This window comes from Methylobacterium sp. 1973 (assembly GCF_040545035.1).
Classification (GTDB): domain Bacteria; phylum Pseudomonadota; class Alphaproteobacteria; order Rhizobiales; family Beijerinckiaceae; genus Methylobacterium; species Methylobacterium fujisawaense.
In genome coordinates, this window is the sequence record NZ_JBEPLA010000008.1 from 238,033 (window position 1) to 251,454 (window position 13,422).

Here is a 13,422-nt window from a genome sequence, read left to right on the forward strand (position 1 = left end):
ATCTTCGCGCGCCGGCGCAGATCCCGCACAGGAATTCAGGCCCGTCGGTCTCCACCGCGATGATCAAGACCCGTTCCGCGCGACGCTCTCCTTGGTTCGTCCGACGCCGCAATAGGTGAAACCGTGTCGCGCCGCGCTCGCGGGGTCGTAGATGTTGCGCAGGTCGATCAGCACGGGGGCCGATCCGTCGGAGGACATGATCTGACGCAGCCGGTCGAGGTCCAGCGCCCGGAACGCGTTCCACTCGGTGACGATCACCAGGGCGTCCGCACCCTCCGCGCAGGCATAGGCGTTCTCGGCGTAATCCACAGCCGGCATCAGCATCCGGGCCTGCTCCATGCCCTCCGGATCGTAGGCGCGCACCTTCGCCCCCGCATCCTGAAGCCCGGCGACGATCGCCAGCGATGGCGCATCGCGCATATCGTCGGTGTTCGGCTTGAAGGTCAGGCCGAGCAGCGCAACCGTCTTGCCCCGCACGCTGCCGCCGCAGGCCTTGATCACCTTGCGGGCCATGGCGCGCTTGCGCTGGTCGTTGACCGCCACAACCGTCTCGACCATCCGCAGCGGCGTGCCGGCATCCTGGGCGGTCTTGACCAGCGCCAGCGTGTCCTTGGGAAAGCACGAGCCGCCGTAGCCCGGCCCGGCATGCAGGAACTTCGACCCGATCCGGTTGTCCAACCCGATGCCGCGGGCCACCGCCTGAACGTCGGCGCCGACCGCCTCGCACAGATCCGCGATCTCGTTGATGAAGGTGATCTTGGCCGCCAGGAACGCGTTCGCCGCGTATTTGGTCAATTCGGCGGTGCGCCGCGCGGTGACCATGATCGGGGCCTGATTGAGATAGAGCGGCCGGTAGACCTCGCGCATCACGGCCTCGGCCCGCGCCTCCTCGGCGCCGACCACGATGCGGTCGGGACGCTTGAAGTCGGCGATGGCCGCGCCCTCGCGCAGGAACTCGGGATTGGACACCACCGCGACGTCCGCGTCGGCATTGGTCTCGCGGATGATGCGCTCGACCTCGTCGCCGGTGCCCACCGGCACGGTCGACTTCGTCACCACCACGGTGAAGCCCGACAGCGCCCCGGCGATCTCCCGGGCGGCATCGAACACGAAGCTCAGGTCGGCGAAACCGTCGCCGCGGCGGGACGGCGTGCCCACCGCGATGAACACCGCGTCGGCCTCGGCCACGGCCTCCCGCATCGATGTGCTGAATGCGAGCCGGCCCTGGCGGACATTCTCGGTCACCAGCGCGTCGAGGCCGGGCTCGTAGATCGGCATGCGGCCGGCATTCAGGCTCGCGATCTTGTCGGGATCCCGGTCGATGCAGACGACCGCGTGGCCGAAATCGGCAAGGCATGCTCCGGAGACCAGGCCGACATACCCGGCCCCAATCATCGCAATCCGCATCGGGCCCTCCCGGCAGCTCGCCCAGCGGCTTGCTGCGATGCAACATGATCCCGGCCGCCAGACGATGCAAGCCGGGCCAGCCTGGATCCGGTCCAGTCTGTCACGGGAATGCAACACCCGCGAAGGATGACTGTAGTTTGACAGCCACCGGGGCGCCGTGCGCCGGCGGCCGGGCCGCGCGCCGCCGATCCGCGAATGGAGGCGGGGCGGCTTCGCAGCGCGGACGGCTTCCTGTAGAAGCGCCACCGCCCGAAGGGGAGGCCGCAGATCCGCCCCCGAGGACCCGACCCAAGGATCGGCGAAGGACCGCGATGACCGAATTGCCCAACGTGCACGTGCGTGCCGAGGTCCTGGCTCAGGCGCTGCCCCACATGCAGCGCTACGACCAGGAGATCGTGGTCATCAAGTACGGCGGCCACGCCATGGGCGACCGGGCCGCGGCCGAGGATTTCGCCGAGGACATCGTCCTCCTGGAACAGTCCGGGCTGAAGCCGATCGTCGTGCACGGCGGCGGGCCGCAGATCGGCAAGATGCTCGACCGGCTCGGCATCCAGTCGGAGTTCCGCGGCGGCCTGCGCGTCACCGACGAGGCCACCGTCGAGGTGGTCGAGATGGTCCTGGCGGGCCTGATCAACAAGCAGATCGTCGGCTGGATCTCCGCCGAGGGCGGCCGGGCGGTCGGCCTGTGCGGCAAGGACGGCAACATGGTCCGGGCCAAGCGGGCCATGAAGACCGTCGTCGATCCCGAGAGCCACGTGGAGCAGACCGTCGATCTAGGCCTCGTCGGCGAGCCGGATCACGTCGAGCGCGGCGTCCTCGACGCGGTGCTGAAGGCCGAGCTGATCCCGGTCCTGGCGCCCGTCGCCTACGGCGCTGACGGCCAGACCTACAACGTCAACGCCGACACCTTCGCGGGGGCGATCGCCGGGGCGCTGCGGGCCAAGCGCCTGCTGCTGCTCACGGACGTGCCGGGCGTGCTCGACAAGGACAAGAAGCTGATCCCGGAACTCACCGTCGAGGATTGCCGGCGCCTGATCGCGGACGGCACCATCACGGGCGGGATGATCCCGAAGATCGAGACCTGCATGTATGCGCTCGAGCGCGGTGTCGAGGCGGTGGTCATCCTCGACGGCAAGGTCAACCATGCGGTGCTCCTCGAGCTGTTCACCGATTACGGCGCCGGCACCCTGATCCGTCGGGGCTGAGAATCGGACCGACCCGCACCGCGCCGCCTCCCGGCGCGGTGCCGCCCGCATCGGTGGCGGCAACATCTGCGCCCGCCGCGCATTGTCGTACCCCGCCCACCAGACCAGCCCCGGACAAGCATCAAACTTGCGAGCTTGACCGTTCCGGTCCACAGATTCCGTGGGTATCAGCAACCTGAGGGGTTCCGGTGCACCACCCCGGCAAGGCCCAGTTCACCACCCCCGCGGCGCGCGGCTTCGCCGACGTCGACACCTGGGTGTTCGACCTCGACAATACCCTTTACCCGAGCGATGCTGCGGTCTGGCCTAAGGTCGACGAGCGCATCACCCTTTACGTGATGCAGCTCTACGGACTCGACGGGATTTCGGCGCGCGCGCTGCAGAAGCATTTCTATCACCGCTACGGCACGACGCTGTCGGCGCTGATGGTGGAGGCGGGCGTCGATCCCCACGATTTCCTCGACTTCGCCCACGACATCGACCACTCGTCGATCAAGCTCGACAAGAGCCTCGGCGACGCGATCGAGCGGCTGCCCGGGCGGAAGCTGATCCTGACCAACGGGTCGCGCCGGCACGCCGAGACCGTCGCCGCCAAGCTCGGCATCCTCGATCATTTCGAGGACGTGTTCGACATCGCCGCCGCCGACTTCGTTCCGAAGCCGGAACGCACGACTTACGAGCGGTTCCTGGAGAAGCACGCCGTCGAGCCGACCCGCGCGGCCCTGTTCGAGGACATCGCCCGGAACCTCGCGGTGCCGCACGACCTCGGCATGGCCACCGTGCTGGTGGTGCCGAGGGTCACCGATCCCTACCGCGAGGCCTTCGAGCAGGAGGCCGTGCGCGAGCCGCATATCGATCACATCACGGACGACCTCGCCGCCTTCCTGGCCGCCTGCGTGCTGCCCGAGGCCAAGGCGGCGCGAGAGCCGGTCGACCGGGACCGTCGCTGAACCGCGTCCAACGGCAATCGACAAGCCGGCAACGATCCTGTAGAGAGCCGCCCAACTCACAACAGGATCGCCGAAATCCTGGCGCCGATCGCCCATGAGGGGCGAAGCGGCGCGACGGCCGGAGCTATGCCATGAACATCATCGAGCAGCTGGAGCGCGAGGAAGTCGCGCGCCTCGCCAAGACCATCCCGGATTTCGAGCCGGGCGATACGCTGATCGTCAACGTCCGCGTGAAGGAAGGCGAGCGCACCCGCGTTCAGGCCTACGAGGGCGTCTGCATCGCCCGCTCGGGCGGCGGCCTCAACGAGAGCTTCACGGTCCGCAAGATCTCCTACGGCGAGGGCGTGGAGCGCGTTTTCCCGGTGCACTCGCCGATGATCGATTCGATCAAGGTGGCCCGTCGCGGCAAGGTGCGTCGCGCCAAGCTGTACTACCTGCGCGACCGCCGCGGGAAGTCGGCCCGCATCGTCGAGCGCACCGACCGCTACAAGACCAAGGACGCCCCGGCCGCCGCGCCCACCGCCGCCGAGTAAGCTGTCCGAATCGCTCCGCAGGCCGGAGCGATCGCCCGGTTTCAGACCGGCCCGGCTCAGCCGGGCCGGTTTTTTCTTGGCCGGCCGCCCCGTCCCGGCCGCCGATACGATCCGCTCAGGCGGCCCGGATCCCGTCCAAGAACCGGCGGATCTCGGCGGCGAGTTGCTCGGACCTGCGCGACATGTCGATCGCGGCGTCGAGAACGCGCTCGGCCGCCCCGCCCGTCTCCTCGGCGCCCTGCGAGACGTCGGCGATGTTGCCGGTGACCGCCTCGGTGGCCGCCGCGGCGCGCCCGACGCTGCGCACGATCTCTTCGGTTGTCGCGCCCTGCTGCTCGATCGCCGCAGCGACCGTGGCGGCGAGGGTGCTGACCTCCCCCATGGTGCGGCCGATCCCCTGGATCGCCTCCACGGCCTGGCAGGTCGACGCCTGGACCGCGCCGATCCTTAGGGCGATCTCCTCGGTGGCGGTGGCGGTCTGCTCAGCCAGCGCCTTGACCTCGGCCGCCACGACGGCGAAGCCCCGGCCCGCCTCGCCGGCCCGGGCCGCCTCGATCGTGGCGTTGAGGGCCAGGAGGTTGGTCTGACGGGCGATGCCGGCAATCATGCTGGCGACGGCACCGATCTGCTCGGCCCCGTTCGCGAGGTCGCCCACGAGGGCGTCGGTGCGCTGCGCCTCGGTCGCGGCCTGCGCCGTCTTGGCCGAGGATTGCGCCATCTGTCCGGAGATGTCCTGGATGGTGACCGCCATCTCCTCGGTGGCGGCGGCAACGCTCTGCACGCTCCCGGCGGTCTCCTGCGCGGCCCCCGCCACATGCGTGGCCCGGACACTCGTGCGGGAGGCCCGCCGTGCCATGGCCTCGGCGGTCGCCTGCATCTGCGCAGCGGCCGCGGAGACGCCCGTCATGAGGGCCCCGGAATCGGCCTCGAACGCCCGGGTGAGCACGTCGAGCCTCTGTACGTGCTGGGCCTTGGCCGCCGCTTCCTGCGCCGCCGTCCGATCCATCTCGGCCTTTGCGATCAGCGCTTGGCGGAAGACCTCCACGGTTCGGGCCATCTGCCCGATCTCATCCGTCCGATCGAGCCCGGGAATCGGGCCCGTCACGTCGCCCTGGGCGAGGGCCTGCATCCGGCGGCCGAGCCGGTCGAGCGGACGCGTGATGCCGCGCCCGATCAGGACCGAGCCGAGCACGCCGAGGGCGCCGACCCCGAGAAGCAGGCCGCTTGCCGCCAGAGCGAGCGACAGGAAAGCGTCCTTGATGTCGTCGGTATAGGTCCCGGCCGCGATCATGATGTTCCAGGGCGTGAACCTGACGGCGCGTGTGGTCTTCAGGTACAGGCCCTCGCGGCCAGGTCGCGGATACTGATACGTCGTCAGGGCCGTGTCGGAGGTCTTCAGCAGATCGATCAGCGTCCCGGCCACGCGCACCCCGTTGACCCGGGCGTCCAGCTGGTTGCTGCCGACAAGCCTGCGGTCGGGAACCGCCAGAGCCGTACCGTCCATCGCGTAGATGGCGACGTAGTTCGTGCCGTTGTCGAAGCGCATGGCCATGGCCGTCTCGGCAAGTTCCGCCAGGGCGGCTTCGCGGGTCAGGGCGCCGCTTCTGACCCGGGACTCAAGGTTTTGTGCGTAGGTGGTGAACAGCTCCGTGATCGCGCGCAGGGATTGAAGCCGCTCGGACAGCATTTCCTCGTAATACAATCGCAATCCGCCAGCGCCAATGGCTGAAACGATCAATACGGTGAGTACAATTTGCGCTATCATACGACGAAACAGACTTGCGCTGAAAAATCGAATGCGCATAATAAATTCCCGCAGATCGCCAAATCAAGCGATACCGCGGTATGGTCTGATAAATCCGATTGCTCATGTCAACAGAGGCGCGCAGATCAAGATCATGACCTACAAGTTGAACGACCGAGATCTGCAGATGAGGCGACGATGCCGTTGCTTTTGACATGGCGCATGCCGGCCGCACGGATGGGCTGCCGCCAGCGACGACAGAACCTGAGATCGCCCCGGCGAACCGCACCTGCACCGCAGCAATGGACGGGTCGAATGCCCCCGGCACCCGGGACGGGCGCGGCCGCAATGCGGGCGCGGCGGAGATGATCGGGTCGGAGGATCGGATGGCGCTGCGGCCCGGCGGAACGGCATGCGGGGGCCGCTCGCCGTCGTCGGCGCGATCGGGGCGCCGCTACCGGGTCCGCGCGGTGACCTCGATCTCGACGCGCATCTCGGGGCGTAGAAGACCCGCCACGACCAGGATCGTGGCGGCCGGCCGGACATCGGCCAGCACCCGGCCGCAGACCGCCAGCACGGCCTCGGCGTCGTCCCGGTCGATGACGTAATAGGTGGCGCGCACGATGCCGGCGAGATCTGTTCCGGCCTCCGCGAGCACCGAGCGGATCGTGCGCCAGCAGGCCTCAGCCTGCGCGGCGGCCCCCTCGGGCATGGTCATCGTGGCGTAGTCGTAGCCGGTCGTCCCGGACAGGTAGACGGTGTCCCCGTCGACCACCGCCCGGGAGTAGCCGTAGTCCCGCTCGAACGGGGAGCCCGACGTGATCAGCCGCCGTCTCACCCGCCGCGCAGCGCCTCCAGCACCTTGCCGCCGGGACGGCCCGTGGGCGTCATCCCGAGCCGGCGCTCCACGTCCTTGATGGCATCGCGCGTCTTCTGGCCGACCTTGCCGTCCGGCTCACCGACATCGTAGCCGCGGGCGGCCAGCCGGGTCTGGAGATCGCGCCGCTCGGCCCGGGACAGAGGCGGGTCGTCGGTCGGCCAAGCGGCCTGGACGCCGGGCTTACCGCGCAGCCGGTCGGAGAGGACCGCGATGGCGAGACCGTACGACTCGGCGGCGTTGTAGGAGTAGATCGCGTCGAAGTTCTTGGTCACCAGGAAGGCCGGGCCGTCGATGCCGGCGGGTGCGATGATCCCGGCCGGGCCCTCGCCCGAGAGCGGGCGCCCGTCCACGCGGGTCACGCCGAGCGAGGCCCAGTGGGCGACCGGTTTCTTGTTCTTGCGTCCGGCGGCTCCGACGTTGAAGCCCCGGGGCAGCTTCACCTCGTAACCCCAGACCTGGCCGTTCTGCCACTTCGCGACGTGCAGGAAGTTGGCGGTGGACCCGACGGCGTCGGCGACCGAATCGACCACGTCGCGCCGTCCGTCGCCATCGCCGTCCACGGCGAGGCGGTGATAGGTGGTGGGCATGAACTGGGTCTGGCCGAAGGCGCCCGCCCAGGAGCCGGTGAGCCGCTCCGGCGCGATGTCGCCGCGCTCGATGATGCGGAGCGTGGCGATCAGCTCGCCGCGGAAGAAGTCCCGGCGGCGGTTGTTCGAGCAGGCCAGCGTCGCCAGCGACTGGACCAGCGGCATCTTGCCGAGGTTCTTGCCGAAATTCGACTCGACGCCCCAGACGGCCGCGATCGTATAGCGGTCGACCCCGTAGCGCGCCTCGGCCTGGGCCAGGGCCGCCACGTGCTGGCGCATGGCCGCCCGCCCGTCCTCGACCCGCTCGTCGTCGACCAGCGCCGCCATGTAGTCCCAGATCGGCGTCTTGAACTCGGGCTGCGCCTGAGACAGCTCGATCACCTTGTCGTCGTAACTGATGCCGCTCGTGGCGGACCGGAAGGTCTGCGCCGAGACGCCCGCCGCGGCGGCCTGCCCCTGGATGCCGGCAAGGCAGCTGTCGAAATCGGCCCGTGCGGGCAGGACTGCCAGCGGCACGACCGCGATCCCGGCGAGCAGCCCGAGCGCGCGCGCTTTCCTCGGTCCCGTCGGGTGCTTCGGCATGCTGGCGATCCTCACGATGCGGGGCGGAGTCTGGGCGCGGATTCAGGCGACATGTGGGTTAACGAAGGGTGAGGAAATCCGCGTCGTCTTGACCACCGCGCCTACCAATCGATAGGTTGGCTCGGAGCCCGCCAGCGAGCGGCGGGCCCTCCAAGGCGGGAGACGAAACGCATGATGAAGGATTGGAATCAGTACGGCGCCGAGCTGGTGAGCACGCTCGGGCGCATCGGCGCGGTGAGCCCGGACCTGCTCAAGGCTCATGACCAGCTCGCCGCGGCGGCGCCGACCGAGCGCAAGCTCGACGCGAAGACCCGCGAGCTGATCGCCCTCGCGGTGGCGGTGACGACCCGGTGCGACGGCTGTATCGCCGTCCATTCCGAGGCCGCCCGCAAGGCCGGGGCGAGCAAGGAGGAGGTCGTGGAGGCGCTGGGCGTCGCGGTGGCGCTGAATGCCGGTGCCGCCCTGGTCTACACCGCCCGGGCCTTCGAGGCCTTCACCGGCGAGAACGGCTGAGGCGGCGAACCGCGTCGATCCCGGGCCCTCGCGCGGGCCCGGTGCCGGCTTCAAGACGAGGCGCCCGCCCGGCCCAGGCTCCGCAGGCGGTCCAGGTAGGCGCACAGCATGTCGGCCAGCGCGCCGGCGGAGGCTTCCATGGCGGCCTGCGTCCGCGCCGCCTCCGAGATGCGCTCGCCGACCTCGCCGAGGGTCATCGCGATGATCGCGCCCGCGACCTGCAGATCCGCCTCGGGAACCGCCGGAAGCGCCTCGCGCAGGAAGTCGCGAAACGCCTGCGTGCCGGCCAGCTGCGGCTCCGCGGCCTCGGGCGCATCGCGATAGGCCGGGGCGGCTGCGTCGAGGGCCCGTCGCATCGCCGCCTCTACGCATTCCGAGCGCACGAAGGCGTGGACCGCGGCGCGCAGCCGATCGCCCGGCATCGTCGTGCGATCCTGCAGGATGCCGGCGAGGAGGGCCGTCGTGTCCCGCCATTCGTCGCTCTGCAGCTGGAACAGGATCGCCGCCTTGTTGGGGAAGTACTGGTAGAGCGAACCGATGCTGACGCCGGCGCGCTCGGCGACCCGCGCCGTCGTGAACCGCTCCGCCCCGACCTCCGCCAGAACCTGAGTGGCCGCCTCCAGGATGGCCGCGACGAGGTCGCTGGAGCGCGCCTGCCGGGGCTGCTTTCGCTTGGAAATTCCGAGACTTGGCCGATCGGGCATGACGTGTGGCTCGGAACGCGAATAGGCGCGGGCAGGAGGCGCCGGTATTCTGCGTCGTGTTCAGTCGAGCACGCAAGACGGAAAGCAAATCGCCATGTCACGCTCAGCTTCTACTCTCGCCGAGCCGCGTATCGCGTCCTTGTTGGACAGTCTCTTCACGCAATCAGAGGCCTCCTCACCCGTGAGCGCCATCGGCGATCTCTCGGCGGACGAGCGGACGCGCCTCATGGGCAGCCGAACCGGCTACCGAGACTTCTACAGCCGGCTCAAGGACATGCCCCTCGCGGTCTCACGGGAGACCGGCCGGCTGCTCTACATGCTCGCCCGGACCCGCCGCGCGCGGACGATCGTCGAGTTCGGCACCTCCTTCGGCCTCTCGACCCTGCACCTCGCCGCGGCCCTGCGCGACAATGGCAGCGGCCGGCTGATCACCTGCGAGTTCGAGCCGTCCAAGGTGGTGCGGGCGCGGGCGAACCTGATGGAGGCCGGGCTGGCGGATCTCGTGGAGTTCCGCGAGGGCGATGCCCTGCAGACCCTCGGCCTCGACCTGCCCGACTCGGTCGACCTGCTGCTCCTCGACGGGGCGAAGGGGCTCTATCCGGAGGTTCTCAGCCTCGTGGAGAGCCGCCTCGGACCGGGCGCCCTGGTGGTCGCCGACAACGCGGACCACAGTCCGGACTACCTGGCGCGCGTGCGCGCGCCGAGCCGCGGCTACCTGTCGGTGCCGTTCGCCAAGGACGTCGAGCTGTCGATGCGACTCGGGTGAGGCAGGGCCCGGTATCCGGGCCGGACCGGCGGCCGCCTCAGCGCGACCGCCGTCGGGACACTCAGCGGGCCGCTCAGGCCCATTCGCGCTGGGCGAGCTTCTGCTCGTAGGCATCGATCGACGCGGCGCGCGCCAGCGTCAGGCCGATCTCGTCGAGGCCGTTCAGCAGGTTGTGCTTGCGGCCCTCGTCGATGTCGAAATGCAGGGTGCCGCCGTCAGGCCCCCGGATGGTCTGCGCCGCCAGATCGATCGACAGGGTGGCGTTCGCGCCGCGCTCGGCATCCTCGAACAGCTTCTCCAGGTCCTCGGGGGACACGACGATCGCCAGGATGCCGTTCTTGGCGCAGTTGTTGAAGAAGATGTCCGCGAAACTCGTGGAGATCACGCAGCGGATGCCGAAATCGGCCAGCGCCCAGGGCGCGTGCTCCCGGGACGAGCCGCAGCCGAAATTGTCCCCGCACACCAGGATCTTGCTGTTCCGGTAGGCGGGCTGGTTGAGGATGAAGTCCGGGTTCTCGGAGCCGTCCTCACGGTAGCGCATCTCGGCGAACAGGCTCTTGCCGAGCCCGGTCCGCCGGATCGTCTTCAGGTACTTGGCCGGGATGATCCGGTCGGTATCGACGTTGATCGTCCGCAGGGGCGCCGCGACGCCCTCCAGGGTGGTGAACTTTTCCATCGTCTGACGGCTCGTGTCGGTGGTCTCTCTGCCGGGCGGTTTAGCAGCCGCCGGCCCGGGCCGGAAGCGTCAGGCGAGGTCGGGCGCCGTCGCCCGGGACAGGGTCCCGTCGTGGAGGGCGGAGGCGACCAAAGCCCCGGCGATCCCGGCCGCCCGCAGCGCCCGCAGGTCGTCCGGGCCGCGCACGCCGCCCGCCGCGTAGAGGCGGCGATCCGGCGCCCGCGCGCGCAGGGCTCCCAGGGCCGCGAGGTCCGGGCCGGCCCCGGCGCCGACCTGCGCCAGCGTCATGGCGATCACCTCCGGCGGCCAGAGCGCGGGATCGTCGTGGAGGGCCGCCGGGCCGAGCCGCTCCGCGCCGCGCGTGTCGAGGGAGAACACCGCCCGGTCGCCGAGCCGCGTCACGAGGTCGGCATCCGCCTGGCTCTCGCTGCCGATCACCGGGCGGCCCAGGCCGGAGGCCAGGAACGCCGCGACGCCCGCAGGCTCGGCGAAGCCGGCATCGATCCACAGGGCGATTCCCGGGCAGGCACGGGCAATCGCCTCCAGGGCGCGGAGGTCGGGCGCGGCGCGATCGATGATCGCGTCGAGGTCGGCGACGTAGAGGATCCCGGCGGGCCACGCATCGACCAGCCCGCGGGCCACCGCGGCCGGCGCCGAGCCCTTTGCCAAGGGCGTCTCGATCGGGGCATAGGAGGAGCGCTCACCCCGGCGCGCCCGCACCACGCGGCCGCCCCGGAGATCGAGCACCGGGATCACCGCGAAGCCGGGGCGCCCGATCCTGTGGTCCATCGAGGCGCTCATCGCGGTCCCATGCGCTCATCAAACCCAATGACGATCGGGTGGGACCTCGGCGGGGTCCACGTCAAGGTCGCCCTGGTGGAGGACGGCCGCGTCGTGGCCGCCGCCCAGGTGCCGTGCCCGCTCTGGCAGGGCCTACCGGCCCTCGACCGGGCGCTGGAGGCCGCCCCCGACTGGGCCCGCGGCGCGGCCCTGCACGCCGTGACCATGACGGGCGAACTGACCGATTGCTTCGCCGACCGGCGCGACGGCGTCGCAACCCTGTCCGGATGGGCCGAATCGCACCTCGCCGGAACCGTGCGGATCTATGCCGGCCGATCCGGCTTCGTCGCCCCGGAGGCGGCCGCCTCCCTGTCGGCGGACGTGGCCTCGGCCAACTGGCACGCCACCGCGGCCCTCGCCGGCCGGGTCGTCCCGGACGCGCTCCTGATCGATATCGGCTCGACCACCGCCGACCTGATTCCCATCGTGGGCGGGCGGCCGGCCGCGACCGGCTACAGCGATGCCGAGCGGCTGGAGACCGGCGAGCTCGTCTATACCGGCGCGGTGCGCACGCCGGTGATCGCGCTGTCCGGCCACGCCCCCTTCGCGGGCCGCCGGACCCGGCTGATGACCGAGACCTTCGCCCACATGGCGGACGTCTACCGCATCCTCGGCCTGCTCCCCGAAGGCGCCGACCAGCAGCCGAGCGGCGACCGCAAGGGCAAGACGGTCGCCGAGAGCGAGACCCGGCTCGCCCGGATCGTCGGGCGCGACCGGGCGGAGGCGCCCGCCTCGGCCTGGACGGCGCTCGCCGCCCACTTCGCCGAGGCGCAGCTGCGCCTGCTCCACGACGCGGCGGCGGAGCTCCTCAGCCGGCCCGATCTCGGCGCGGACGCGCCCCTCGTCCTGTGCGGCGCCGGCGCCTTCGTGGGCGCCCGCCTCGCGGAGCGGCTCGGCCGGCCGGCGACGCCGCTGGTGGCGCTGCTTGCGGACCGGATCGGCGGTGCCCGCGACGGGATCTCGACCTGTGGACCGGCGGTGGCGGTCGGCCTCATCGCCGCGGAGGAGGCAGTCGCATGAGTGCAATCAAGATCCTGGCCCGGATCCTGACGGCCCGGGTGGGGCCGCATATCGAATTGGCCGTGGAGACGGAATCCGGGGAGGTTCTGAAGGTGCTCGCCACCGAGGACCAGATCGACCGGCTGGTCGACGAGCTGGACGACATCCTCAACTCGCCGGCCGACCCGGAGGATGACGGGCCGCCCCAGGCGGCCTGACGCCGCGGGCCGTTCGGATCGCCATGAGCCTGATCGCCGCCAAGATCATCGTCACGCCGACGCTGATGTGGGCCGTCTCGGCGGCGGCGCGGCGATGGGGCAGCCTCGTCGGCGGCCTGCTCTCGGGGCTACCGCTCACCTCGGCGCCGATCTCGATCTACCTCGCCGCCGAGCAGGGCGAGCGTTTCGCCGCGGACGCCGCGATCGGCTCGGTGGAGGGGCTGGGCGCGGTCACGGTCAGCTATCTCGCCTACGCCGTCTCCGCGCCACGGATGGGGATCCTCGCCGCCATCCTCCTCGCTCTGGCGGCCTTCATCCTCGGCGGCGCCCTGCTGCACGGACTCCTCCAGCCCGACCTGTGGCTCGCCACGGCGATCGACCTGCCGGCGATGGCGCTGGTGGTCGCCCTGTGCCGGCCGCGCACGGGGACCGAGGCGCCGGTCCGCCGGTCGCGCCCGCCGCGCTGGGACATGCCGGCCCGGCTCGCCGCCGCCACGGCCCTTGTCCTGCTGGTCTCGACGCTGGCGCCGCATCTCGGCTCCGGCCTGAGCGGCGTCCTGGCGCCGATCCCGATCATCTCCTGGCCGCTGATCGTCTTCGCCCGGGTTCAGGACGGTGTCGGCGCCGCCCTCGACGTGGTGCGCGGCAGCGCCCAGGGCGCGTTCGGCGTGCTCGCCTTCTATGTCTGCGTGCACCTGCTGCTCGGGCGAATCGACCCGGTCGCGGCCTACGCCGTGTCCATCGCGGTCTCGGCGCTCTGCGTGCTGCCGTGGCTCGTCGCGCGGCGCCGCCCACGGGCCGCGTGACCGAACCGCGCC

The 13,422-nt window shown here is 70.6% G+C and carries 15 protein-coding genes; 8 read left to right on the plus strand and 7 right to left on the minus strand.

Annotated elements, in window-relative coordinates:
- Positions 1–63: 63 nt before the first annotated feature.
- Positions 64–1,407 (minus strand): UDP-glucose dehydrogenase family protein, encoded by a 1,344-nt coding sequence (locus ABIC70_RS17540; RefSeq protein WP_354440334.1) that lies wholly within the window; start codon positions 1,405–1,407, stop codon positions 64–66.
- Between the two features lie 311 nt (positions 1,408–1,718).
- Here ABIC70_RS17540 and argB point away from each other — a divergent pair, with 311 nt between their 5' ends.
- From argB to rplS, 3 genes are all read left to right on the plus strand, one after another.
- Entirely contained in the window at positions 1,719–2,612 is an 894-nt protein-coding gene (gene argB, locus ABIC70_RS17545) for an acetylglutamate kinase (protein WP_043351054.1), read from the plus strand.
- A gap of 188 nt (positions 2,613–2,800) precedes the next feature.
- The gene (locus ABIC70_RS17550) at positions 2,801–3,562 is read left to right on the plus strand and encodes a pyrimidine 5'-nucleotidase (protein WP_354440336.1); all 762 of its coding nucleotides are present in this window, start codon (positions 2,801–2,803) and stop codon (positions 3,560–3,562) included.
- A 131-nt stretch (positions 3,563–3,693) separates the two neighbouring features.
- Positions 3,694–4,095, plus strand: a complete 402-nt coding sequence (rplS, locus tag ABIC70_RS17555; protein ID WP_043351057.1) for a 50S ribosomal protein L19 — start codon at positions 3,694–3,696, stop codon at positions 4,093–4,095.
- Positions 4,096–4,210: 115 nt separating this feature from the next.
- Here rplS and ABIC70_RS17560 read toward each other — a convergent pair whose 3' ends face one another.
- The 3 genes from ABIC70_RS17560 to ABIC70_RS17570 all read right to left on the minus strand — a co-directional run bounded on the left by ABIC70_RS17560 (position 4,211) and on the right by ABIC70_RS17570 (position 7,888).
- On the minus strand, positions 4,211–5,797 hold the full coding sequence (locus ABIC70_RS17560; RefSeq protein ID WP_354440339.1) for a methyl-accepting chemotaxis protein: 1,587 nt from the start codon (positions 5,795–5,797) through the stop codon (positions 4,211–4,213).
- Positions 5,798–6,293: 496 nt separating this feature from the next.
- Complete coding sequence (locus tag ABIC70_RS17565; protein WP_043353789.1) at positions 6,294–6,677, minus strand: RidA family protein; 384 nt, start codon at positions 6,675–6,677, stop codon at positions 6,294–6,296.
- Complete coding sequence (locus tag ABIC70_RS17570) at positions 6,674–7,888, minus strand: lytic murein transglycosylase (protein ID WP_287090859.1); 1,215 nt, start codon at positions 7,886–7,888, stop codon at positions 6,674–6,676. The genes ABIC70_RS17565 and ABIC70_RS17570 overlap by 4 nt, the downstream gene beginning before the upstream one ends.
- A gap of 171 nt (positions 7,889–8,059) precedes the next feature.
- On the opposite strand from ABIC70_RS17570, the gene ABIC70_RS17575 reads away from it, so the two are divergent.
- The gene (locus ABIC70_RS17575; protein ID WP_078947260.1) at positions 8,060–8,401 is read left to right on the plus strand and encodes a carboxymuconolactone decarboxylase family protein; all 342 of its coding nucleotides are present in this window, start codon (positions 8,060–8,062) and stop codon (positions 8,399–8,401) included.
- Between the two features lie 50 nt (positions 8,402–8,451).
- On the opposite strand, the gene ABIC70_RS17580 is transcribed toward ABIC70_RS17575, so the two are convergent.
- Positions 8,452–9,105 carry a TetR/AcrR family transcriptional regulator gene (locus ABIC70_RS17580; protein WP_179698365.1) on the minus strand — a complete coding sequence of 218 codons (654 nt, stop codon included), beginning with the start codon at positions 9,103–9,105 and terminating at the stop codon, positions 8,452–8,454.
- 94 nt (positions 9,106–9,199) lie between these two features.
- Between ABIC70_RS17580 and ABIC70_RS17585 the strand changes: the two genes are divergently transcribed.
- Positions 9,200–9,871 carry an O-methyltransferase gene (locus ABIC70_RS17585; RefSeq protein WP_354440342.1) on the plus strand — a complete coding sequence of 224 codons (672 nt, stop codon included), beginning with the start codon at positions 9,200–9,202 and terminating at the stop codon, positions 9,869–9,871.
- A 73-nt stretch (positions 9,872–9,944) separates the two neighbouring features.
- Here ABIC70_RS17585 and leuD read toward each other — a convergent pair whose 3' ends face one another.
- On the minus strand, positions 9,945–10,547 hold the full coding sequence (leuD, locus tag ABIC70_RS17590; protein WP_043350546.1) for a 3-isopropylmalate dehydratase small subunit: 603 nt from the start codon (positions 10,545–10,547) through the stop codon (positions 9,945–9,947).
- Positions 10,548–10,616: 69 nt separating this feature from the next.
- Positions 10,617–11,348: a HisA/HisF-related TIM barrel protein gene (locus ABIC70_RS17595; RefSeq protein WP_354440344.1), complete on the minus strand. Its 732-nt coding sequence runs from the start codon at positions 11,346–11,348 to the stop codon at positions 10,617–10,619.
- A 9-nt stretch (positions 11,349–11,357) separates the two neighbouring features.
- Between ABIC70_RS17595 and ABIC70_RS17600 the strand changes: the two genes are divergently transcribed.
- Genes ABIC70_RS17600 through ABIC70_RS17610 form a run of 3 tightly spaced genes read left to right on the plus strand, consistent with a single transcriptional unit; the run spans position 11,358 to position 13,410 of the window.
- On the plus strand, positions 11,358–12,407 hold the full coding sequence (locus ABIC70_RS17600; RefSeq protein ID WP_354440346.1) for a hydantoinase/oxoprolinase family protein: 1,050 nt from the start codon (positions 11,358–11,360) through the stop codon (positions 12,405–12,407).
- Entirely contained in the window at positions 12,404–12,604 is a 201-nt protein-coding gene (locus ABIC70_RS17605) for a hypothetical protein (protein WP_043350558.1), read from the plus strand. Before ABIC70_RS17600 ends, ABIC70_RS17605 begins: the two co-directional genes overlap by 4 nt.
- Positions 12,605–12,627: 23 nt before the next feature.
- Positions 12,628–13,410, plus strand: a complete 783-nt coding sequence (locus ABIC70_RS17610) for a hypothetical protein (protein WP_287089793.1) — start codon at positions 12,628–12,630, stop codon at positions 13,408–13,410.
- The last annotated feature ends 12 nt before the right edge of the window (positions 13,411–13,422 follow it).